20 protein-coding genes are annotated in these 22,037 nt (G+C 58.2%); 13 read left to right on the forward strand and 7 right to left on the reverse strand.

Annotated elements, in window-relative coordinates:
- The first annotated feature begins 5 nt into the window (after positions 1 to 5).
- The 4 genes from BLU07_RS14495 to BLU07_RS14510 all read left to right on the forward strand — a co-directional run bounded on the left by BLU07_RS14495 (position 6) and on the right by BLU07_RS14510 (position 3,264).
- Positions 6 to 392: a DUF1304 domain-containing protein gene (locus BLU07_RS14495; protein ID WP_092388244.1), complete on the forward strand. Its 387-nt coding sequence runs from the start codon at positions 6 to 8 to the stop codon at positions 390 to 392.
- A gap of 170 nt (positions 393 to 562) precedes the next feature.
- A complete protein-coding gene (locus BLU07_RS14500) occupies positions 563 to 931 on the forward strand; it encodes a MarR family winged helix-turn-helix transcriptional regulator (RefSeq protein ID WP_197675016.1) in 369 nt (122 codons plus the stop codon).
- A gap of 307 nt (positions 932 to 1,238) precedes the next feature.
- Positions 1,239 to 2,081 (forward strand): alpha/beta hydrolase, encoded by an 843-nt coding sequence (locus BLU07_RS14505; protein ID WP_157719211.1) that lies wholly within the window; start codon positions 1,239 to 1,241, stop codon positions 2,079 to 2,081.
- Between the two features lie 49 nt (positions 2,082 to 2,130).
- Positions 2,131 to 3,264: a thiolase family protein gene (locus BLU07_RS14510; RefSeq protein WP_092388253.1), complete on the forward strand. Its 1,134-nt coding sequence runs from the start codon at positions 2,131 to 2,133 to the stop codon at positions 3,262 to 3,264.
- Positions 3,265 to 3,343: 79 nt separating this feature from the next.
- On the opposite strand, the gene BLU07_RS14515 is transcribed toward BLU07_RS14510, so the two are convergent.
- Entirely contained in the window at positions 3,344 to 3,856 is a 513-nt protein-coding gene (locus tag BLU07_RS14515) for a DUF934 domain-containing protein (protein WP_092388256.1), read from the reverse strand.
- Entirely contained in the window at positions 3,853 to 5,520 is a 1,668-nt protein-coding gene (locus tag BLU07_RS14520) for a nitrite/sulfite reductase (protein ID WP_092388259.1), read from the reverse strand. Before BLU07_RS14520 ends, BLU07_RS14515 begins: the two co-directional genes overlap by 4 nt.
- Before the next feature lie 278 nt (positions 5,521 to 5,798).
- Here BLU07_RS14520 and ccoG point away from each other — a divergent pair, with 278 nt between their 5' ends.
- The 3 genes from ccoG (at position 5,799) to BLU07_RS14535 (ending at position 9,542) form a co-directional block, all read left to right on the forward strand.
- Positions 5,799 to 7,202, forward strand: coding sequence for a cytochrome c oxidase accessory protein CcoG (gene ccoG / locus BLU07_RS14525; RefSeq protein ID WP_092388262.1), 1,404 nt, complete (start codon positions 5,799 to 5,801; stop codon positions 7,200 to 7,202).
- Positions 7,203 to 7,233: 31 nt separating this feature from the next.
- Complete coding sequence (mapR, locus tag BLU07_RS14530; protein WP_092388265.1) at positions 7,234 to 8,643, forward strand: GntR family transcriptional regulator MpaR; 1,410 nt, start codon at positions 7,234 to 7,236, stop codon at positions 8,641 to 8,643.
- A 146-nt stretch (positions 8,644 to 8,789) separates the two neighbouring features.
- Positions 8,790 to 9,542 carry a M48 family metalloprotease gene (locus tag BLU07_RS14535; RefSeq protein ID WP_231701645.1) on the forward strand — a complete coding sequence of 251 codons (753 nt, stop codon included), beginning with the start codon at positions 8,790 to 8,792 and terminating at the stop codon, positions 9,540 to 9,542.
- A gap of 114 nt (positions 9,543 to 9,656) precedes the next feature.
- Here the strand turns inward: BLU07_RS14535 and BLU07_RS14540 are convergent, their stop codons facing one another.
- Positions 9,657 to 11,279: a methyl-accepting chemotaxis protein gene (locus tag BLU07_RS14540; protein ID WP_092388268.1), complete on the reverse strand. Its 1,623-nt coding sequence runs from the start codon at positions 11,277 to 11,279 to the stop codon at positions 9,657 to 9,659.
- A 308-nt stretch (positions 11,280 to 11,587) separates the two neighbouring features.
- Here BLU07_RS14540 and BLU07_RS14545 point away from each other — a divergent pair, with 308 nt between their 5' ends.
- The 3 genes from BLU07_RS14545 to ubiM all read left to right on the forward strand — a co-directional run bounded on the left by BLU07_RS14545 (position 11,588) and on the right by ubiM (position 15,100).
- Entirely contained in the window at positions 11,588 to 12,214 is a 627-nt protein-coding gene (locus BLU07_RS14545; protein ID WP_092388271.1) for a glutathione S-transferase family protein, read from the forward strand.
- Between the two features lie 70 nt (positions 12,215 to 12,284).
- On the forward strand, positions 12,285 to 13,751 hold the full coding sequence (locus BLU07_RS14550) for a spinster family MFS transporter (RefSeq protein ID WP_092388274.1): 1,467 nt from the start codon (positions 12,285 to 12,287) through the stop codon (positions 13,749 to 13,751).
- A gap of 176 nt (positions 13,752 to 13,927) precedes the next feature.
- Entirely contained in the window at positions 13,928 to 15,100 is a 1,173-nt protein-coding gene (ubiM, locus tag BLU07_RS14555; RefSeq protein ID WP_092388276.1) for a 5-demethoxyubiquinol-8 5-hydroxylase UbiM, read from the forward strand.
- Between the two features lie 63 nt (positions 15,101 to 15,163).
- Here the strand turns inward: ubiM and BLU07_RS14560 are convergent, their stop codons facing one another.
- From BLU07_RS14560 to BLU07_RS14570, 3 genes are all read right to left on the reverse strand, one after another.
- Positions 15,164 to 16,525, reverse strand: coding sequence for a S53 family peptidase (locus BLU07_RS14560; protein WP_092388279.1), 1,362 nt, complete (start codon positions 16,523 to 16,525; stop codon positions 15,164 to 15,166).
- Between the two features lie 204 nt (positions 16,526 to 16,729).
- Complete coding sequence (locus BLU07_RS14565; protein WP_092388282.1) at positions 16,730 to 17,179, reverse strand: PaaI family thioesterase; 450 nt, start codon at positions 17,177 to 17,179, stop codon at positions 16,730 to 16,732.
- Positions 17,180 to 17,198: 19 nt separating this feature from the next.
- On the reverse strand, positions 17,199 to 18,386 hold the full coding sequence (locus tag BLU07_RS14570) for a Bcr/CflA family efflux MFS transporter (protein ID WP_197675017.1): 1,188 nt from the start codon (positions 18,384 to 18,386) through the stop codon (positions 17,199 to 17,201).
- 173 nt (positions 18,387 to 18,559) lie between these two features.
- On the opposite strand from BLU07_RS14570, the gene BLU07_RS14575 reads away from it, so the two are divergent.
- From BLU07_RS14575 to BLU07_RS14585, 3 genes are all read left to right on the forward strand, one after another.
- Positions 18,560 to 19,063 carry a winged helix-turn-helix transcriptional regulator gene (locus tag BLU07_RS14575; RefSeq protein ID WP_092388285.1) on the forward strand — a complete coding sequence of 168 codons (504 nt, stop codon included), beginning with the start codon at positions 18,560 to 18,562 and terminating at the stop codon, positions 19,061 to 19,063.
- Entirely contained in the window at positions 19,060 to 19,845 is a 786-nt protein-coding gene (locus tag BLU07_RS14580; RefSeq protein WP_092388288.1) for an SDR family NAD(P)-dependent oxidoreductase, read from the forward strand. Before BLU07_RS14575 ends, BLU07_RS14580 begins: the two co-directional genes overlap by 4 nt.
- Before the next feature lie 229 nt (positions 19,846 to 20,074).
- The gene (locus tag BLU07_RS14585) at positions 20,075 to 21,616 is read left to right on the forward strand and encodes a hypothetical protein (RefSeq protein ID WP_092388291.1); all 1,542 of its coding nucleotides are present in this window, start codon (positions 20,075 to 20,077) and stop codon (positions 21,614 to 21,616) included.
- A 233-nt stretch (positions 21,617 to 21,849) separates the two neighbouring features.
- Here BLU07_RS14585 and BLU07_RS17775 read toward each other — a convergent pair whose 3' ends face one another.
- Entirely contained in the window at positions 21,850 to 22,023 is a 174-nt protein-coding gene (locus BLU07_RS17775) for a hotdog family protein (RefSeq protein WP_197675018.1), read from the reverse strand.
- Positions 22,024 to 22,037 lie beyond the last annotated feature (14 nt).

The following is a 22,037-nucleotide window of genomic DNA, read 5'->3' on the forward strand; positions in this document are numbered from 1 at the left end:
TTCACATGCATATTTCCACTCAGCTTCTAGCCTTTCTTGCCGCAGCATTGCACGTGCTTATTTTTTGCATGGAAAGCCTGTGGTTCATGCGGCCGCAGGTACACAAGCGGTTCGGCGCAGCCACGGCAGAAGATGCTGAAGCCAGACGCTTGTTTGCCTTCAACCAGGGTTTCTACAACCTGTTCCTGGCCATTGGCGTACTGCTCGGCCTGGTCCTGCTGTATTGGCCTGCCAGCCTGATCGTTGGCCAGACATTGGTGCTGTTTTGTTGTGCCAGCATGTTGGGCGCCGCGGTGGTGCTGCTTGTTTCCGGCGGCAAACGGATGTTGCGAGCAGCCGTGATGCAAGGCGTGTTTCCATTGCTGGTTTTGCTCACCTGGCTGGTGTTGTAAGCGCCTTCCAGAGCAGCATCTGCCAAGGGTTATTCGCGTGTTTTCAACAGCCGATATTTGACAGACAAAAATTCAGTGTGTATATACACTATATGACCGATAAAAACGCTCAGATCTTTCCCGTCATTGCTCGTGATTGCCTGTGCCGAAAGGCGCGAATGGCGGATCGCATGATAACCCGTGCCTACGACGAGGCATTGCGGCCAAGCGGGTTGCGGATCACCCAGTTTACCTTGCTGGTCGCCATAGGTTATGGCGCACCCGGCTCGATCAGCGAGCTGGCAGACTGGTTGGCGATGGAGCGCACGACGCTGACCCGCAACCTCAAGCTGCTGGAGAAAGAGGGGCTGATCGAGACTCATGCGGGAGCCCATCACCGTGCACGCGCTTCCGGGTTGACGCCCACTGGCAAAGCCAAGCTGGATGAAGCCTACCCTTTGTGGCAAGCCGTGCAGAAAAGGTACCGGGAAGGGCTCGGAGAAGAGCAATGGCTGGAAAGCCATGATACGTTGGTCGGTCTGACCAGAATCGCTCGCTAGAGCAATTGCAGCGCCAGCACCTTGCTGCAAGCAACAGAGCCCCCACGGGCTTTTTTTTGCAAGCCATAACGTGTATATACACATATATAAGGAGTTTCCAGTGAGATACGAGACGGACCGGACATGACGCAATTTTCATCCCATCGCGAGCTTGCGTTGACTTGTCTCGCGCTGGCAGTTCGGTCAGCTCGGAACCGCCAGCCGGGCCCATGCCGGGCTCACCCAGGCGCTCTGACCTGACACCTTAAACATGCAAGAGGACGAAAAAATGGCTATCCGCAATGTGGGAATTAAAGCAACAACCGCAGTGACGGGTTTTATATCGGCGCTTTTGCCCGGTTACTTTGGTTCGCTGGGGGCACGCGCCTTTCTCAAGCCACGCCCCAATACCAGCAGACGGCATTGGGCGGAGGCATTCAGCGGGTTCGAGCGCAGAGAAATCAGCGTTGATGGCCTTCAGGTTCCATTCTGGGTCAAAGGCAAGGGTCCGCTGGTCCTGCTGGTCCATGGATGGGAGCGGGATCATTTTGCCATGGGCGGTTTCGTGGCACCGCTGCTGGATGCCGGCTACCGAGTAGCCGCTCTTGATCTGCCCGGGCATGGCGAGGCGGATGGCGAAAGCGCGCCACTCCCCCTCCTGGCCAGATCAATCACTGAAATAGCCTCTGCACTCAAGCAGCCCTGCACAGTGATCGCCCACTCCATCGGCGCGGCAATGACAGCGCTGGCGACAGAGGCCTATGGGCTCAAGCCCGACTGCGTAGTGCTGATCTGCGCCCCGCGTGGTGCTGAGGATTATGCCCTCGCGCAGGCCCGGCGCCAGGGGCTCAGCGAGCGCGCTTTGCATCAGATGGTCAGGCAGATCAACCAGGCTCTGGGTGAACCGCTGGAGCGCTACCGGGTCGATCGGGCACTCGACTCGATGACGGCCCCGATTCTTCTGGTCCATGCCGCAGACGACGCCATCGTGCCGCTGTCGGATGCGCAGGAAAACCTGCGTGCCTCATCCGCCCACTCGCTCTGGTTGTCCAGCGGCGGTCACAACCGAATCCTGGCCGATCGCCTGATGATCGACAACGTCCTGACATGGTTGAACTCGCCAGTACCCATGCCAACCAGGGTCGTGGAAACAACCACCGCTCATGGGTAGCACGCGAGACATCACCAAAGCACCCATACCAAGATAACCTGGAGATACCATGAAAGCCTTGATTTCAGCCTACGCCCGCAGTCCCTTTCACTTTGCCCGCAAAGGGGCCCTGGCAGACACGCGTCCGGATACGCTTGCCGCACATTTGATACGCGATTTTACCCAGCAGTTGGATATTGATCCCGCCTCACTCGAGGATGTGATTGCCGGCTGTGCCTACCCCGAAGGGCCACAGGGCAACAATGTGGCAAGAATCGCTTCGCTGCTGGCGGGTTTTCCTCACAGCCTCAGCGGTATGACGGTCAACCGTTTCTGCGGCTCATCCATGTCGGCGGCGCACATCGCCGTCGCGCAGATTGAGGCCGGCATGGGCGAGGCCTATTTGTGTTTCGGCGTGGAATCCATGAGCCAGGTTCCTCAGGGAGGATTGACCTTTTCACCCAACCCGGAGCTGATCGAACACACCGACGCTTATATCAGCATGGGTGAGACAGCCGAGAATGTCGCTTCGTTGTACCAGGTCACCCGCACTGACCAGGAGAAACTGGCACTGGCATCGCACCGCAAGGCAGCTTCGGCCCGTCAGGAAGGCCGGCTGGGTGACGAAATCATTCCGCTTCGTCTGCCTTCGGGTGAACTGATCAGAGAAGACGGCTGCATTCGCCCGGCAACATCGCTCGAAGCCCTTGCCAGCCTTGCCCCCGTATTTCGATCCAATGGTGTGGTTACCGCCGGAACGTCCTCGCCATTGACCGATGGTGCAGCCGTTGTGCTGGTGACCACCGAAGCCTATGCGCACCGCCACGGCCTGGCGCCGTTGGCGCGCGTAATGGCGGTAGCCACGGCGGGCGTCGATCCTGCGATGATGGGTCTGGGCCCCGTCCCGGCCACGCGCAAGGCGTTGGCCCGCGCCGGAATCAAAGCCGACGCACTGGATGTAGTGGAGATCAACGAGGCTTTCGCGTCACAGGCACTGGCCTGTATCCGGGAGCTAGGCCTGAATGAAGACACAATCAATCTGGACGGCGGCGGCCTGGCGATCGGGCATCCGCTTGGCGCCACCGGCGCCCGTATTACCGGCAAGGCTGCGGCCCTGTTGAACAGAACCGGTGGCAACTATGCCCTGGCGACGCAATGCATTGGCGGCGGTCAGGGGGTAGCCACTGTACTGGAGCGGCTATGAGCGGGGGGCATTTACCTCTGCTGGCGCCCCTTCGCCAAGATCGACACGCATAGTCCTGTACACACCAGGGCGCTCATATTCAGGATTGTCTGCGCCGAAACAGCGGCCGCGGTTCAAGCACCGAGCGCCCGTACAGCACACTCAACCCCTGCAGCCCCTTGAGCGCATCGTCTACCGATTTGTCCTCTCGCACGGCAAAACTGTCGAAGCCGCATTGGCGCATATGTGCCAATTGATCACGCAGCACATCACCCACGGCGCGCAGCTCGCCCTGCCAGCCAAGCCGAGTACGCAGCAGATAGGCCTGGCTGTAGCCGCGGCCATCACGGAAGCTGGGAAAGTCGATCGCGATCAGGGGTAACACCGGCAACCAGTCCAGCAGGGTCTCGGGCTCGTCATCCGGTTGCAGCAGCAGGCCATGACGGCTGATCTCCTGCCCCTGCAAATCGCCCATGCTGTGCAATTCCCGCCAGCGTTGCAGGGGCAGAATCGCCGTGTCCGGCACCGGGTCTTCCGGGCCGCGAACAAGCTGCCATGGGTCGTCCACAATGATCTGCGCGCTGTCCTGTTGCAACCGAATCAGGTTGATCATGATGACACCTCCTCGCTGCGATACACCCCGGCACGGAAGGGCTCCAGGCCGGCACGATTGACCGTATCCAGAAAGTTCTCATCGCCCTCGCGTTGTTGCAGATAGACCTGAGCAATACGTTCGATTACCTCGGGTACTTCATCGGCGGCAAAAGCCGGCCCGATCACCTTGCCCAGCGCGGCCTGCTGACCCTGACTGCCGCCCAGGGTCAACTGGTACCACTCGCTGCCGTTCTTATCGACCCCAAGAATGCCGATGTTGCCGATGTGGTGATGGCCGCAGGCGTTCATGCAGCCGGAAATGTTCAGGCTCAGTGAGCCCAGGTCATGCAGATAATCCAGACGCTCGAAGCGGTCCTGAATCGCCTGGGCAACGGGGATCGAACGCGCATTGGCCAGTGCACAGAAGTCACCACCCGGACAGGCAATTACATCGGTCAACAGGCCGATATTGGCGGTAGCCAGCCCGACGTCGAGCGCTTCGCGCCACAGGGCATACAGATAGCTGCGCGGCACATCCGGCAATACCAGGTTCTGCTCGTGTGCGACGCGTATCTCGCCGCAACCGTAGCGCTCCGACCAGTCGGCGACCAGGCGCATCTGTTCGGCCGTCACATCACCCGGCGGCGCGGCAAGGCCCGGCTTGGTCGAGAGCACCACGTTGCTGTAACCGGACACCTTGTGCGTCATCACGTTGCGCTCGACCCAGCGGGCAAACGCCGGCTCCTGACTCAACCGGGCACCATGCTCCAGATCGACATCTGCCAGCGGGGCATAGGCCGGGCGCTGGAAGGATTCGGCCACCCGCTCATACTCGGCCAGCGTCAGGCGTGCCGGGCCGTCCTTGATCTGTTCCCACTCGCGTTCCACTTCCGCGGCAAAGGCGTCGATACCCAGCGCCTTGACCAGGATCTTGATCCGCGCCTTGTACTTGTTGTCACGCCGACCGTGGCGGTTGTATACCCGCAGAATCGCCTCGACGTAGGACAGCACATCCCGCCAGGACAGGTCATCACGCAGTTGTCTGGCAATGATCGGGGTACGTCCAAGGCCGCCACCGACCATGACACGCAGCTTCAATTCACCTTGCTGCTGATAGATGTACAGACCGATATCGTGCACCTGAATAGCGGCACGGTCTTCCGCTGAGGCATTCAGCGCGATCTTGAACTTGCGCGGCAGAAACAGGAATTCCGGATTGACGGTCGACCACTGCCGGAGGATTTCTGCCAGCGGGCGCGGGTCCAGCCACTCATCGGCGGCCACGCCGGCAAAGGCTTCGGTGGTGATATTGCGCACGCAGTTGCCCGAGGTCTGAATGGCATGCATGTCATGATCGGCCAGCCATTCGAGGATGTCCGGCACCTGCTCCAGCTCGATCCAGTTGAACTGGATATTCTGCCGCGTGGTGAAATGGCCGTAGCCCCGGTCGTATTCGCTGGCGATGTGCGCCAGAGCACGCAACTGATCCGACGACAGGGTGCCGTAGGGTATCGCGACCCGCAGCATGTAGGCGTGCCGCTGCATATACAGGCCATTCTGCAGCCGCAGCGGCAGAAACTCTTCCTCTGTCAGCTCACCACTCAGGCGGCGTTCAACCTGATCACGAAACTGCGCAACCCGCTCGCGCACCAGGGCTCGGTCGTAGTCATCATAGTGATACATGCGCTCATCGCCTCCGGTCACAGCTGATTCGAAGGCGCACTATGGGCTGTTCGCTGGCATATAAACAGACTCAGGCAAGCGCTGAAAAACCATATCAGATGCCATGCATCAAGCATTGAAAGGAGGCTATACAGTCAGTCATCTACCCCATAGCAAAGCCATGCCTGCGACGCAATGCCACGCCTGATATGGTTTTTATTCCAGAATCTGAGTCTGTTTCGTATCAGTCGGACTGCGCACTATCCCATCAGCCTGATAACGACTGATGGGGTGCCACCATGAGCGAGAGAATTCCCGCCAAGATCATTGACGCCGCCGCGACGCGGAGAACACCTGCCGACGCCGGTGGGCCAATCCACACCAAGGCTTTCAGCGGCCGCTACCGGCTTTTTCGCATACTCGGCGCCGGCTCACTTTTTGCGCTCTTCTTTGGTACCGTCTGGCTGACCTGGAATCAGCGCCAGGCCGTGCTCTGGGATCTGGTCAACCGTAAATTCCATATCTTCGGCGCTACTTTCTGGCCACAGGATCTGATCCTGTTGTCGGCCATTCTGATCATCGCCGCCTTCGGCCTGTTCTTCATCACCGTCGCGGCCGGGCGTATCTGGTGCGGTTACACCTGCCCGCAGAGCGTCTGGACCTGGGTGTTCATGTGGGCGGAGAAAGTCACCGAAGGCGACCGCCATCAGCGCGTCCGGCTGGACGCCGCGCCCTGGTCGGCCAACAAGATCCTGCGCCGTGGCGGCAAACACGCCATCTGGCTCGGCGTCAGCCTGCTCACCGCGCTGACCTTTGTTGGTTACTTCACGCCCATACGCGAGCTGACCACAGGGCTGCTGACACTCGACCTGGGCTCGCAAGCGGCTTTCTGGGTATTCTTCTTTACCGCCGCCACCTACATCAATGCCGGCTGGCTGCGCGAGAAAGTCTGCCGCGATATGTGCCCCTATGCGCGCTTCCAGAGCGTGATGTTTGATCGCGACACCCTGGTGATCTCCTATGATGCCGCGCGCGGCGAACAACGCGGCCCAAGACGCAAAGACAGTGATCCGGCGGCCCAGGGTTTGGGTGACTGCATCGATTGCACCCTCTGCGTCCAGGTCTGCCCAACCGGCATCGACATCCGCGACGGCCTGCAATTCGAATGCATCGGTTGCGCCGCCTGCATTGATGCCTGTGACAGCGTGATGGATAAAATGGGTTACGCTCGCGGGCTGGTCAGCTACACCTCGGAAAGTGCCCTGGAAGGCGGCAAAACACAATGGTTGCGGCCCCGCCTGGTCGGCTACGCTGGCGTGCTGACACTGATGATCGGGCTGTTTGTCGTCGCCCTGGTAGAGCGCCCACTGATGTCGATCGATGTCACCCGCGACCGCAACCTGTTCCGCGAGAACAGCGCCGGTCAGGTGGAAAACGTGTACCGCTTGAAAGTCATCAACAAGCGCCAGCAACCGGGTAGCTATCAGATCAGCCTCGATGCGCCGGACGGCTTCCGCCTGGTATCCCCGGACCTGCTCCACTTGGGTGCTGAAGATATTCTTGATCTGCCGGTCAACGTGATCTGGGAGGGCGAACAATGGCCTGAACCAAGAAAAGAGATAAACTTCGTGCTTTCGGCGGTGGATTTCGTTAGCAACGACGTCGTGGCTGATTCCACTTTTCTGGCACCGGTCAGACGCTAAAAACAGCAGAACGCTGAATCGAGACACGCCCATGAAACGCTATGAACGCCTGGCTGACGATATTGCCGGACTTATCCGCAACGGCATCCTCACACCGGGTGAAAAAATCCCCTCGGTGCGTCATGCCAGCAAGACCTACGGCGTCAGCCCATCCACGGTGTTTCAGGCCTACTATCTGCTCGAGGACAGAGGCCTGATCCAGGCCCGCGCTCGTTCAGGCTATTTTGTACGCGCCCTGGCGGGCCTGCCCACACCCGAGCCGCGCTCCGACCTGTCGACTCAGGAAACCACGGATGTCGGCGTCAGCGAACTGGTGTTTTCCGTGCTCGGCTCACTGAAGAATCCGCACACCATGCCCTTTGGTTCGGCCTTCCCCAGCCCCGATCTGTTTCCGCTGGCACGACTGGCGCGCTCAATGACGCACAGCCTGCGCACCCTGTCGCCCCATGACATCATTGCCGACATGACCGCCGGCAACCCCGACCTGATGCGCCAGATTGCCCTGCGCTACATGGTCAGTGGTGTGATGCTGCCGATGGAAGAACTGGTGGTCACCAATGGCGCCCTGGAAGCACTCAACCTGTCACTGCAAAGCGTTACCCAGGCCGGCGACCTGGTCGCCATCGAATCACCCGCCTTCTACGCCTGCCTGCAGGTGCTGGAACGGCTGGAACTGAAAGCCGTAGAGATCCCCGTCCATCCCCGGGATGGGGTCGACCTGAAAATACTCCGCGAACGCCTGGCCAGCCTGCCGATCAAGGCCTGCTGGTTCATGAGCAGTTTTCAGAATCCCGTCGGCGCCAGCCTGAATGAAAGCCGCAAACAGGAACTCTACAGCCTGCTATGCGAGCATCAGGTGCCCCTGATTGAGGACGATGTGTACGCCGAACTCTACTACGGCGAACGGCCGCCCAAGCCGATCAAGACCCTGGATACCCAGGGTCTGGTGATGCACTGCAGCTCCTTCTCGAAAAGCCTGGCACCCGGCTATCGCGTCGGCTGGGTTGCTGGTGGCCGCTTCGCCGAACGCATAGCCCGGCTCAAACTGATGACCACCATCTCACCTTCGGTACCCGCGCAAACCGCCATCGCCGATTACCTGCAACACGGCAACTACGATCGTCACCTGCGCAAACTGCGCTACGCCCTGGAAAGCCAACAGGACGCCATGCTCGCTTCGGCGGCTCGCCACTTTCCAGCGGGCACCCGCGTAACCCGTCCCGCAGGCGGTTACTTTCTCTGGTTTGAGTTTCCCGACAATGTGGATTCGCTTCAGCTGTTCAAACTGGCCCTGGCTCAGGGCATCAGCCTCGCACCCGGCCCTATCTTTTCCGCCAGCCAGGGCTTCCGGCATTGTGCGCGGTTGAATTACGGGCATTCGTGGGGAGCGGAGAGTGAGCAGGCTATGGCGTTGTTAGGACGGATGTTGCGGTCGTTTTGATTTTGGGCGGACTTTAATAACAAATGAGAAGTACGTCACATTTTCTTAATGATGACGTTGAAAGCTACTCGTCACCCCTCTATTATTGCCGCGCTCCTAAATAGAGCACCCTGTCCTCAGGATCAAATAGCAAAGGAGTTTGCTTAGTGAAATTTTCCGGTTTTATCCTTACCCTTTCCCTGACCGCTCTTGCCGCTGGCTGCAGCAGCCTGGACGGTAACGTCATGCAAGCAGGCTTGTCAGGCCTGAAAGCTGCCACGCTCAGCGACGATGAAGTCATCAGCATGAGCAACGAAGCATGCGCAGACGCGGATGCGAATTCCCCCATTGCACCGAGCAACAGTGCCTACAACCGCCGTCTGAACAAGATTGCGAGCTCACTGGGCAATGAAATCGCTGGCATTCCAGTCAACTACAAAGTCTATATGATCGACAACGTCAATGCCTGGGCCATGGCCAACGGCTGTATTCGTGTCTATTCCGGTCTTATGGACAAGATGAACGACGACGAAGTAGCTGGCGTATTTGCCCATGAAATGGGCCACGTTGCCCTTGGTCACAGCCGTCGCGCCATGCAGGTCGCCTATGCGGCATCAGCCGGTCGCAGTGCTGCCGCATCCTCTTCCAATGCCGCTGTTTCTTCTGCCGCCAGATCTGACCTGGGTGGAATGACTCAGGCCTTGATCAGTGCGCAGTTCTCACAGTCGCAAGAGTTTGATGCCGACGAGTTTGCTCTGGATTTGATAATCGAGCGGAACATGAATCCGCAAGGTTTGGCCACGGCTTTCGACAAGCTCTCGGAAATGGGTAGCTCAAACAGCAGCATGTTTGACTCTCACCCGGGCTCGGACAAGCGGGCTACTCGCATTCGCAACATGATTGCAGAGCGTCAGGACTAAGCGGATCCGCATTATTTCCGCCTGACCGTCAAAAGCTGCCATTACGCATAGTTCTGGCAGCTTTTTTATGGTCTTCACACCGGGTTAGTTTGCCAAAGGGCCGGGCTTCGTTTTTCAATGCTTGATCAGCTTGGTAATGTCCTGAAGATCAACAGAAAGCCCGTGCAGTAGTTCGCTCGCTTTGGTGGTTCGCTCCACATTTTTCTGGTTGGTTGATCCGATGTTGGTGATCTCGGTCAGGTTGCGCGATATATCGTTGACCACAGCATTCTGTTCTTCTGCAGCGGTAGCGATTTGGCGATTCATATCCCGGATTGCCTCTATGGCTCGAGTTACATCATGCAGCATGTCGCCAGCTTCGGTGACCAGACGAACACCTTCGTCGCTGCGCTCCTGGCCAGCCTCGATGGCCTTGGCCGCTTCAATGGCACCCCGTTGCACCGCCTCGATAATCTCGTTGATCTCGGCGGTTGAAGCAGCAGTGCGCTGGGCAAGCGTGCGCACCTCATCTGCCACCACAGCAAAACCTCGGCCAGCTTCACCGGCACGTGCGGCCTCAATGGCGGCATTGAGCGCAAGCAGGTTGGTTTGCTCCGCCACACCACGAATCACGTCCAGCACTTTTCCAATTCGGCCGCTGTCATTAGCCAGATTGTTGATTACGTCTGCTGTTCGAGTAACTTCACTGCGCATGTCGGAAATACTTTGCACCGTTGTCTGCATCACGGCTTCGCCTTTTTGCGCGGCAATATCGGCGGCATCAGCGGACTCAGCAGCCGTGCCAGCATGAGCGGCCACCTCTGCCGTGGCGGCAGACATCTCCTCCATCGCGGTTGCCACCTGGTCAGTACGCGTCAATTGCTCACGCGTACCACCGGCGATTATGGTTGCAACGCTATTGAGCTCACCGCTTGCTTGATCAAGCTCACGCGTGCTGATTTCCAACTGGTTGAATGTTGCCGCAAGAAAATCATTCAACGTGTTTGCTGCATGAGCCAGGCGACCAAGCTCGTCTTCACGCTGGATGCGCGACGTAACGCCCAACCGACCTTCACTCAAGGCCGTGACCTGATCAATCAGCGTTCGCACGGGAGCAACCATACTGCGGTCAATGCGCCAAATGCTCAGCAACGTTAAAACAGCGCCGGTCAAGATCAGCGTCAGGGCTCCGATCAAGACGGCACGATGCGCGCTGCTGGCAATATCATTCGATCTGTTATCGGCTTGCTCTCCTAACTCGCTAACCAAGGCGTTCATCTGCTCAGAGGCAGCACGATCAATCCCGCTCACCGCCATGTCACCAGCCTGAGGATCATAACCTGACGCAGCAAACGCCTGATAACCCTTTCGGTATGCCTCACCCAACCTGAGATGCTCTTCTTTGAGCGATTCAATGCCATTCCGGGTTGCCTCCGGCACCCCTTCGAGATCCCCCAGCAGGCTGAGCGTCGCTTGCACTTCTTTTTCCCGGTTCTGGAACGCAGTCCAGTACTTGTCGAGGGCCGCAGAGTCCTGACCTCTCAGCAATACATTCTTCCATTCCTGCACTTGGGTCTTGAATTGGCTATTACCCTGCTCAATAAGTTGAGCAGCCCGGAGCGGGCCTTGCACCAGCTCCTCGTAGGATTTGACGCTCGACGACAAAATGCTTTGGCTGATTAAGGCGATGGCTGTGAGCAACAGCAAACTTCCAGCAATCAACGCCAGCGTCTGCGCACGAATGGATTTACTCAGCATGAGTTCCTCTGGGGGTTACGGGCATGGGGATAACGAGCTTCAGCACAAGTCAGTGGCTGTGCAGATTATCGGCAAATACCTGGTACGCTTTAGGCAAAAAGTGTCAGATTTATTTTCCTGCGGCTAATGGCCAATTTTTCTCGGCTTCGGTGATTGAAGCATCGAAAAACGAACCAGCCTGGCGTGATACCGCCTTATAAACAGATTGCGAACGACGCATCCATCGTATTCAAGGCCCGTCCATCTGGCATAGGATAGGCGGCACCTTTTTACTGAACGCCAACAGCCAACCCCAGGAAGCGTCCAATATGATCACGTTACACCACCTGAACCAGTCCCGTTCCAAACGCATTATCTGGATGCTGGAAGAGCTCGGCGTGGAATATCAGCTGGTCGCCTACCAACGGGACAAGGTCACTCGCCGCGCACCCGAGGCGCTCAGGGCCATCAACCCCCTGGGCAGATCACCCGTGATCGAGGATGACGGCTTGGTGATCTGCGAGTCCGGCGCTATCATCGACTACCTGGTCAGCCGCTACGGCGCAGACACCTTCGCGCCGCCGGCAAACACACCCGCACATGCCCGCTACGTGCAATGGCTGCACTTCGCCGAAGGCACCGCCGCCTTCCCGCTGATCGCGCTGTACCTGTTGAGTGCAGACAACAGCCAGAAGTGCTTTCTGGGCGGATTCGCCCGCGAACAGATGACCGACGTGCTGACCCTGGCCAACAACGAACTGGCCGACAAGACCTACCTGATGGGTGACCAGTTTACCGGAGCAGACGTGCTGAATTCGTTTGTATTCGAGAAGATCGGGGGAACGCAGGGGCTGGATGAGTATCCCGATCTTGAGAAATACATGCAGCGAATTCTGGCGCGGCCTGCTGCGCAGAAGGCCGAGGCGTTGGAGCGGAAACATGATGCGGAGGCGTAATTTTTACTGATATCAGCCTGTGATTACCACCCACATCCATTAATAACAATGAACCTAGAAGGGGTTGTCAATGAAAGCCATCACTACCAATGAAGGCCGCAACCAGGGCCACTTGGTCGGCTTCGGCTCCAAAGCGTACCGCAACTATGTGCTCTTCGCGCTGACGCTTATATACATCCTCAATTTCGTCGACCGCGCCCTGCTAGCGGTCGTCGGTCCCGATCTGGTGCCGGACCTCGGGATTACCGACACCCAGTTTGGCCTTCTCACCGGCTTCGGTTTTGCCTTGCTCTATACCGCCGTGGGCATCCCGCTGGCGCGCTTTGCCGATGTCGCCCACCGCGTGTGGATCATGACCGTCTGCGTCGCCCTGTGGTCGCTGATGACGGCGCTTTGCGGCCTGGCGACGGAAGTGACCATCGGCTCGGTGACCATCGGCGCGTTCTGGATTCTGCTGATGTGCCGCGTCGGCGTGGGTATCGGCGAGGCGGGCTGTACGCCACCGGCCAACTCCCTGATCGCGGACTATTTCATTCCGCGTGAACGCTCCCAGGCGCTGGGCTTCTACGCCATGGGCGTCACACTCGGCACCATGTTTGCCAACCTGGTCGGCGGCTGGGTGACCGACGTGTTCGACTGGCGCACCGCCTTCTTTGTCGTCGGTTTGCCGGGCCTGCTGGTCGCCCTTGTTTTCAAATTGACGGTCAAGGAACCACCGCGCGGCTACACCGATCCGTCGCAAGCGGTGCAAAAAGAGCGAGCCAGCCTGGGCGAGGCTATCCGCGAGCTGATGGGCAAACCGGCCTTCTGGCTGATGACCGGCGGCGCCACGGTTGCCGCGTTCTGCGGTTACGGTATCTCCTCGTTCCAGTCGCTCTTTCTGGTCCGCACCTACGGAATCACCGCCGGTGAGGCGGCGATCTGGATCAACACGCCGGTAGCTCTGTCTGCGGCCATTGGCACCTTCGCCACCGGTTGGCTAGCGACCAGGATCTACAAGAAGCACCCGGGCGCCATCGCCTGGGTACCGGCAATGGGCCTGGCACTGTCCGTTCCCTTCTATATTTTCGCCTTCACGACCAACAACCTGTTCTACGCAGCAGTTGGCCTGGTTATCGGCGGTTTTGTGAAGTATGGCTACCTGGCCGCCCAGTACACGATCGGCCAGGGTGTGGTAAGCATGCGTGTGCGCGCAATGGCCACGGCAGTGATGCTGCTTCTCGTCAACCTGTTAGGCTACGGCTTCGGCCCGCTGTTCATTGGCATGGTCTCTGACATCTTCTTCAACTCCGGCGTCGCCGAGCTCGGGGTCACAGTTGGCGAACTATCGCGCAATCAGTGTCACCCCACAGTAATCGGTCAGCTGGATCAGACCCTGCAAAACGTATGCGGTCAGGTCTACGCGCAAAGCCTGCAAACCTCCATGGTCATAATGGCCTGCCTGTACGCTGCCAGCGCCCTGTTCTTCCTCCTCACCTGGACCCGACTGGGCAAGGATATGGTGGACAGAGAGGTTAAAAAACCGGCCACTGCATAAGTGGCAAACCAGAGGGCGCAATGCGCCCTCTTTTTTTACCCCTGTTTTCGTTCGCCTGATTGCCCTGCCTTGATTTTCAACCTATCCCAACCCCACCTCATACTGACCCAGAGCAATACGCCGTACGCCAATAATGGCCAGACTGCCCTTTTGCGCAGCCGTACGGAGACCCCAACATGACCTACGATATCGCCATCATCGGTGCCGGCCCCAGTGGAATATGCCTGGCCCGCGCCCTGTCCGGCCACGGGCTGAATGTGCTCCTGATGGAACGCCAGCCCGAAGCCGCGCTGGCCGAACCCGCCTTCGACGGTCGCGAAATCGCCCTGACCCACAGCTCGCAAGCACTGCTGGAGCAACTGGATATCTGGTCGCGCCTGGACGCGCAGGACATCGCCATACTGCGTGATGCCAAGGTATTCAACGGCCCCTCCGCTTTTGCCCTGCAGATCAACGCCAGGCAGACCGGCGCAGACCGCCTGGGCCACCTGGTCGCCAATCACGCCATCCGCCGTGCGGCCTATCAGAGCCTGCTTGCGGCAGCCGATACCGAGCTACGCTGCGAGGCCGAGGTCAAGATAATCAAACAACAGCCCGACGCCATCGAGCTGACCCTGGCCAATGGCGATGTGCTGCACACCCGATTGCTGGTCGCCGCCGACAGCCGATTTTCCGAAACCCGTCGCATGCTGGGGATAGGTGCGCAACTGAAGGACTACGGCAAGAGCATGCTGGTGTGCCGCATGCAGCACGAAGAAGACCATCAGCAAACCGCCTGGGAATGGTTCGGCTACGGCCAGACCCTGGCCCTGCTGCCGCTCAACGGCAGACAGTCCTCCGTGGTCGTCACGCTGCCCCCGCGGCAGATCGCCCAACTACAACAGATGGACGAGGCGCAGTTCGCCATGGAAATGGCCGAGCGCTTCGACCACAGGCTGGGACGCATGCAGCTGATCAGTACCCGGCATGCCTACCCCCTGGTCGGCGCCTGGGCCCGACAGATGGCCGGCCCCCGCTGCGCCCTGATCGGCGATGCCGCCGTCGGCATGCACCCGGTCACCGCGCACGGCTTCAACTTCGGGCTCGCCAGCGTACACCGGCTAAGCACATTGCTATTGGCCGCCCACGCCCGCAACCAGGACCTGGCCGCGCCAGCCCTGCTGGAGCGCTACCAGCGCCAGCAACGACTGGCGACCTGGCCGCTGTACCAGGCCACCAACCTGCTGGTTGAGTGCTACACCAGCGACAAGTTACCCATGCGCCTGCTGCGCAATGCCGGGCTGCGGTTGGCACAGCAGGCTCAGCCGTTGAAGCGGGGGATCGCGCGGCATTTGACTAGTCATGGGTGAGGGATATAGGCGCAGATCAGCCGCAGGTCAACATTAATCCGGGCGAGTTTACGGGTGCTTCCGCTACTGATTAGCCATGTATTCGGCAAACTTCTCAACATCCAGGGAGCCGAGGCCGGTCGCGATATCGTAGCCAGGGCCTGTTGGATAGGAACCCCCGGCGTGCCCATCCACGACATCATTCAGCACGATGGAACCGTCAGGCACGGCATTTGTTGATACAAGCTGGTAGAGACTTTTATGGATCGAATTTGGCGAGGTGTGTGCGGAAGTCAACATCGGCTTTTCGCGGTTTTTCCTGGCCTGATTGGCAATGGCGACCGCACCGGCGAAGAACGACGACGATACCGAGGTGCCGCCAACCACATACCACCCTCCGAGAATGGATGAATAGATACGGGCACCGTAGCTAGGATCAGCGTTAAAGGCCAAGTCCGGTACGGACCGAAACGCCGTAGTGTTGGCATTCTGGACGGATGAAATCCCCTGGTAACTGGGCATTGGTACGTACACTGACATGCCAGCCCCAGCATCTACCCACGCCGCCTCGACGAGGGGGGTTCCCGAAACCGGTGTGGTGCCACCAACCGCGACAACGTCCGCAGACGCGGCCGGAAAGTTGACCACCGCGTTATTGCCCGCAGCCGCGACGAAGACTATTTGACTATTCAGAAACAAGTGAGTCTTCGAGCCTTCCGTCCTGAACTCTGAGATGCCGAAAGGCATCAATATGACATTTACCCCTAAATTTTCAGCAGTCTTTACTGCCGTGAACATATCGGCCTGATTCACGGATTTTGCCTCGATGACGTAGACAGTCGCCCCCGGGCTTATGGCATTGATCATCTGAACCGAGAGGTTGCTCTGCAAGGACCAGTTGGAATTGGTAATATTCCCGGCCTGGTTGATGATGTTCAGGTTGATCGGTTTTAGATTATATTGCGCTGCGAACTTATTGAGGTCGTACTGCAGGTTCGAATAATGATACGCCGTGATGACAGCCACTTTGATCCCATAGCCTGCGGGCTTGTTATTTAGAGAAGCCGGCACGTTGTAGGCCTGCTGAAACTGCTGAGGCGTCCACCCGCTTGACGAAGTCGAACTGGCCAAACTGACCGAACTCTGCAAGCTCATGGTCTGCCGAAAGCTGGAGGTCTCCACGGGAGCGTCGTCAGTGGCCAGCACGTAAGCATGCTGGAAATCGTCGTCGGCCGGCACATACCCCGCTTCCTCGGGAGGGGTTTCCTGAGCAGGGGCCTCCTTGTCGCCGTTCTCGATCTTGCAACCGTAAAGCCCTGAGGCTAGTAACAAAACAGCCAAACAGGCGCTGCGCCGCACCGAAACTGCAAGTTTGTTCATTGTTTTTTTGGAACCGAGTGGCCTGAAGGTATCGAGAGCATAGTCGGCCTTTCGATTAATAGCCATCTGCCAGAAGACCCGCTATTGCCTGTGTTCGAACAAACCTGCCCTGGGCCCGAGCTCACCAACGATTCTGAGTGGTCGCTAAACTAACCGGGGCAGACTAGCCCGCAAGAACCCTCAACCGCTCTCAAGGCCAGAAAGCGGTGAGTGCTTGTACCCGTTTCAGGTATATGTGTTCTGCGATAGCCCATACGGAAAATACGGGCTTCAGGGGCGTTCCATGACTAGCAGCGTCGAGGTCGCAGAGGCCAATAACCGGTCATTTGCATCGACAATCCGACCTTCTGCGTAAGCGGTTCGGCGGCCGATCGTCATCACTGAACCAATGGCTCTTATCGTGCCTGTCTTTTCTGTCATTGCCCGGTGATAGGCGACTTTGAGTTCCAGCGTGGTATAAATTTGATCAGCCCGAAGTTTCGAATGCACTGCGCAGCCGCAGGCGCTGTCCAGCAATGTTGCCGCGAAGCCGCCGTGCACAGTGCCGATCGGGTTATAAGCATGCCGGCCCGGTTCCGCTTCGAATACCGCTTGGCCATCAGTAATGTCGACAAGACGAAACTTCAGCGTTTCGCCAATCGGTGCGCTCTTGCCGGAAGCAATCAATGCCTGCAGCTGTTCCAGCCCGGTCGCGTCGGGATTGGTATCGTTGACGTTCATAGTTGGACTCTCTTGCTCATCAGTTGTTGATATCTGCTGCAACCGCGGCGCTCACCCTGGCCCGGGGCAGGCCGACGATAACCGGGATGAAGGCAAGCAGCGCCAGCCCCGAGCCAGCCGTCATCGTGGCTGCCAGAGCGGTTGTTGGGGGCAATGGCAGAACGCTCGCCGCTGTGGCACCGATCGCTGCACAGGCCATCTGCAGAAAACCCAGAAGCGATGAAGCGATTCCGGCATTTTGCGCGAAGGGTTGCAGCGTGATCGCCGTTCCCAGCGGGTTAAGGAAGCCCATGCCGAGCAGGAACAACCCCAGGCCAGCGGTAATCGACAACAAGGTCGGGGATGCAGCCAGGGCCAGAATCACCAGACTTCCTGACAGCGCGATTAGCGCGCCGACCATGACAGCCCTGGCTTGCCCCAGTTTGCGCGCCAGGCGCGGTGCGAGGAAACCGGCGCCAAAGACGATAAACACGGTTGCCGCGAAATACAGCGCAAGCTGCAACCCGGTTAGCCCAAGTTCGCTGATCAGGATGGCCGGCGCGGTCGCAAAAAAGGTATAGAGCATGCCAATCGTCAGGCTGACCGAGAGTGCTGGGTAGATAAATCGGCGATCACAGGCCAGCGCGCCATAGCCTGCCAAGACAGTACGAAGTCGCAGGGGCTGTTTGGCGTCGCTCGGCTGCGTTTCGCCCATGCTCCGCAGATAGAAAATACCGAGCACCAAGGCAAACAAACCAACAGCGGCGAAGATGAAGCGCCAGCCCAACAGCGCACCGAGCCCGGTACCGACGAGCGGCGAGAAGCCCGGCGCTGCAGCCATGGCAATCATGATCAATGCCAGCGCCCGCGCAAGTGCTTCGCCATCAAACAAGTCACGTGCGATCGCCCTGGCCAGCACGGAGGCAGCACAGGCGCCCAGCGCCTGAACAACGCGCCCTATAATCAGCACTTCCAGGGTTTGGGAGAGCGCACACAACGCGCTGCCGGCAGCGAAGGTGACCAATCCGCCAACTACCAAAGGCTTGCGGCCGAAACGATCGGCCAGCGGCCCGACGAAAAGCTGTCCTACAGCGAAGGCGATGAAAAAGCTGCTCAAGGTCAGCCCAAGATCGCGTGGCTCCACACCAAGACTGAGGCTTATGCCCGGGAATACCGGCAGGATCACATTGGTTGCCAGCGATCCCATCGCTGCCAGCCCCGCCAGCAAGAAGAGAATCGATCCATTCAGGACTCGTGGAGATTCGGATGACATATTCACAGGCATTCTCTCTACAGTGACGGCGCTATAACCCAGGGCGTTTGCTCTTCAGGCGACCGACACCTTGACAAAGCCGATGGAACTTGTAACTCTCATCATAAGAGTTACTAAGGGAATGTCAAATGAAAACCAAATCCTTTGCTGGCATGCGTTGCTCGGTAGCGGGCGCACTGGAGATCATCGGTGACCGCTGGATTCTTTTATTACTGCGCGACCTGGGCCTTGGACTATCAAGGTATGACGACTTCAGGAAAAGCTGTGGCATCCCGACGACAACGCTATCCAAGCGGTTGCAACTGCTGGAAGAGCACGGTGTGGTCGAGCGAACGCGCTACAACGAGCGGCCGCCACGCGATGAATACCACCTGACCGAAAAAGGCCGGGATCTCTGGAAGGTCACTACCGCCCTGCGGGAATGGGGTGATCGCTGGGATGCCTCGGGCTATGGCGCACCAACCATCGAGGTGGTTGATCGCGACAGCGGAAATGAAGTACGCCTCGCACTCGTCGACCCGAAGACTGGCCGGGTCGTTCCGCGCGACAGGATCTTGTTGCGCCCCGGTCCCGGCGCGGATGAACGCGTCCACGCGATGCTGGGCACCGCCAAGACCAAGGCCGAGAAATGAAATTCAGTACACATACCGAAGCAAGCTCGCCCGCTCAGACTGAAGTGGCACTGATCGTCGGCGGCGGGCCGGGCATCAGCGCAAGCTGCGCACGACTGCTCGCGGCGAACGGCTTTCAGGTTGCCATCGCGGCAAGAAGCGCCAGCAAGCCGGTCCTGCTGGAATTGGCGCAACACCCGAACATCCATTGCTATGCCTGTGATGCCAGCAATGCCGCAGAGGTAGAGCAGCTATTTGCCACAGTGGCAGCCGACCTGGGAGACCCTTCGCTGGTTATTCACAATATCGATGGTCGCTCTGCCGGTATTTTCCGCAAAGGCGTGGGTGAGGCCGACTCGAGTCTTTTGCTGGATACCCTGGTCAACTCGGCTCTCAGCGCGTTCAATGTTGCACAGCAGGCCGTGCGTTCGATGCGAGGCCGGGATCTACCCGACTCTGGCCACCGCGGCACCGTCCTGTTTACGAACGCCAGTGCAGCGTTGAAGGGGTTTGCCAAGAGCGCGGCCTTTGCCATGGCCTGTCAGGCAAAAACCGGATTGGCGCAAAGCATGGCTCGTGAGCTGATGCCGGAGGGCATTCACGTCGCCCAGGTCATCATTGATGCGGCGATCGGAGTCCCGCAAGCCGATGGCAACCGCAAACACTGGGCCGCCGGACTAACCCAAGACGACAACATGGCCGACCCGGACGAAATTGCGCAGGTGTACCTGCAGCTGCACCGGCAGCACAGATCGACGTGGGCCTTTGAGGTAGCGCTGAGACCGTGGAATGAAAAATGGTGAAAAGACGACAACTGTAGCTTTACCCGAATGACCCAATCTCTCGCGCAAAATTCGCTGCAGGCTAAAGGGCCTTGTACGTCCGGCGGCTTTCGGCCAGAAGCAGCCGTTCGCGAATGGCATTCACTGACCGAAAGCGACACGTCTTGGGGATGTTGGATCCAGCTTCGAGCCAACCCCGGAAAGTTGTGCGAAAATCTAAGCCAAATCGCCCAAACCAAAACGGACTCATATGGAAGTGAATCACCCCACTTGTTACCACATCGCATTTCACTTCTGTGTAAGCTACATTCCTGGTGCGACCATTCCCGCTACCCGCCTCAGCAAAATCCTTGAAAGCATCTTTTATGGACGGCCGCTTAGCTCTGTGGCGTTGAATTATCTACAGCAAAAGCACCTCACCGAGCTATATAAGTTGGCAACAGGAGAGATGTCCTACGAAAGCTACATCGCGGCTTTGGATCCGATTTTAGTAGCACATGAGCAAGCAGCCAAAACAGAACATCTGGTGCAGCAGGCTGAATGTTTGGAACAAGAGCGCAGGAGGCATGTTGAGGCGCAGCGCATGCGTGAAGCCAGGAAGACTGACCATATTTCTCGAGCTGCCACGCAGAGAGCCCAATACAATCAAGAGCGTGGGTCAGCAGTTGCGGCACGTCTATCCGCTGAGTCCATGTGGGAAACTCAATCCAAACAGAATCGTGAACTGGCTGAAGCAGCATATTCAACTCGCATGAGCGAACCCGATTGTAAAATCCCAACAGCTCGAGAAATTGCTCAGCATTTCCGTGTGAGCTGGCCTGAAGCGCTAACTTCGCCGCTCAGCAATATCCTGAATGCACTCTATCAAGGGCGTCCACTTTCCGTTGCATATCTCAATTACCTCAAGCTCAAGTTCCAGCCGATTTATCAACTGGCCATCGGACAAGCGACTTACGAGTCTTATATTTCAGACTTCGATGCAACTGAGGCTGCGCACAAAACAGCCGAGTTAGCTCGCCTTGAACAAGCCGACGCGCACAGACTCCGCCGTAAACAAGCTGAGGCTGCCAGGATTGCTCAAGAAAACGACCCGGCTTACATTGCCCAAAAGAAACACGAGGAAAAGTGCGGCAGGTATGGCATCGCCAGTTCCAACCAGCTTCCAGAGCAACTGATACCAATTCTGGACAAACTGGATAACGGCACCGCGTTGTCGGTAGACGAATACCTGTGGTTAACCAGTTCCGGCAAGCGCTACTTCACTGTACAAGTTCAGCGGGGCTACCATCGATGCCAAGCCGAGCTGTGCGTCAATGATTTCAACCGCACACAATATCCGTGGCATGCAATTAATGGCAGTGGTCATTACCGAAAATGCGACATGCCCGACGAAGCGCTTCAGCTTCTTGATAGGACGGACATGTCTTTGCTCACTTCTCACAAACTGAAATCCGCTTTTTTTACGACTCGCGGCGGTGTAATGCGGGATCTCTGCAGGTTTAAGCAGGCGGTAGAGTTGGGCATGCGAGCCTATGAACTGACACCCAAGGATTTCAGGCCATGCACGCTATTGGGTGCCGTTCACATGGAGCTGGGTAACTACAGGTTGGGGCATGACTGGTACACCAAAGCAATCATGCTTGGGGCAGATGAGCGGAGCGTCGACAGCGAGCTCAAGCGTATTTACGCACAAACCGACAAGGCCACACGTAAACGCATGAAGGCGTCCTTACTGGCTGAAGACTCCATGCGGTTCAGTTGGGTCGATGATAAAACTGGCCGCAAAGACTGATGGGCTTTATGGCCCCTACGTTGCGACTCGGTATTAACCGGAGTTTGTAAGAACTGGAGTGGCCGCTCCTGGCCGAAAGCAGACACCTTCGAACGCGGCGTTGGCTAGTGACTGCCGGTATTTTATCCAGCCCATTCAGTAACAGTCGTGTGGGCGGTGCGGCGAACACCGCCTCGGTTGTTCTTGCCGGCAACCGCCCACGCTAGCTGCAGGGCTCCTGCCACGGCCTACCCTCAGGTTGTCGGCACGTCGAAGACAAAACAGGTTGTGGTTGCATGGGCATAGAGCTTGCCCGCTTCGTCTTCGATGCGGGCGTCAGCCGTGGCGATCTGCTTCCCGCCGCCTGCCATCGAGCGCTGCAGTGAGGCTTGCTGCTGGCCGGTCCAGTCTATAGTCGATGTGGTCATGGGGTTTCCAGGTG

It is taken from the genome of Halopseudomonas salegens (assembly GCF_900105655.1).
GTDB classification, from domain to species: domain Bacteria; phylum Pseudomonadota; class Gammaproteobacteria; order Pseudomonadales; family Pseudomonadaceae; genus Halopseudomonas; species Halopseudomonas salegens.

Coding starts and splice junctions, on each gene's coding strand:
- ccoG (WP_092388262.1), top strand. CDS start 5,799: ATGAGCGAGAGAATTCCCGCCAAGATCATTGACGCCGCCGCGACGCGG.
- BLU07_RS14550 (WP_092388274.1), top strand. CDS start 12,285: ATGAAAGCCATCACTACCAATGAAGGCCGCAACCAGGGCCACTTGGTC.
- BLU07_RS14575 (WP_092388285.1), top strand. CDS start 18,560: ATGAAAACCAAATCCTTTGCTGGCATGCGTTGCTCGGTAGCGGGCGCA.
- BLU07_RS14500 (WP_197675016.1), top strand. CDS start 563: ATGATAACCCGTGCCTACGACGAGGCATTGCGGCCAAGCGGGTTGCGG.
- mapR (WP_092388265.1), top strand. CDS start 7,234: ATGAAACGCTATGAACGCCTGGCTGACGATATTGCCGGACTTATCCGC.
- BLU07_RS14565 (WP_092388282.1), bottom strand. CDS start 17,179: ATGAACGTCAACGATACCAATCCCGACGCGACCGGGCTGGAACAGCTG.
- BLU07_RS14510 (WP_092388253.1), top strand. CDS start 2,131: ATGAAAGCCTTGATTTCAGCCTACGCCCGCAGTCCCTTTCACTTTGCC.
- BLU07_RS14585 (WP_092388291.1), top strand. CDS start 20,075: ATGGAAGTGAATCACCCCACTTGTTACCACATCGCATTTCACTTCTGT.
- BLU07_RS14545 (WP_092388271.1), top strand. CDS start 11,588: ATGATCACGTTACACCACCTGAACCAGTCCCGTTCCAAACGCATTATC.
- ubiM (WP_092388276.1), top strand. CDS start 13,928: ATGACCTACGATATCGCCATCATCGGTGCCGGCCCCAGTGGAATATGC.
- BLU07_RS14495 (WP_092388244.1), top strand. CDS start 6: ATGCATATTTCCACTCAGCTTCTAGCCTTTCTTGCCGCAGCATTGCAC.
- BLU07_RS14560 (WP_092388279.1), bottom strand. CDS start 16,525: ATGGCTATTAATCGAAAGGCCGACTATGCTCTCGATACCTTCAGGCCA.
- BLU07_RS14515 (WP_092388256.1), bottom strand. CDS start 3,856: ATGATCAACCTGATTCGGTTGCAACAGGACAGCGCGCAGATCATTGTG.
- BLU07_RS14520 (WP_092388259.1), bottom strand. CDS start 5,520: ATGTATCACTATGATGACTACGACCGAGCCCTGGTGCGCGAGCGGGTT.
- BLU07_RS14540 (WP_092388268.1), bottom strand. CDS start 11,279: ATGCTGAGTAAATCCATTCGTGCGCAGACGCTGGCGTTGATTGCTGGA.
- BLU07_RS14580 (WP_092388288.1), top strand. CDS start 19,060: ATGAAATTCAGTACACATACCGAAGCAAGCTCGCCCGCTCAGACTGAA.
- BLU07_RS17775 (WP_197675018.1), bottom strand. CDS start 22,023: ATGACCACATCGACTATAGACTGGACCGGCCAGCAGCAAGCCTCACTG.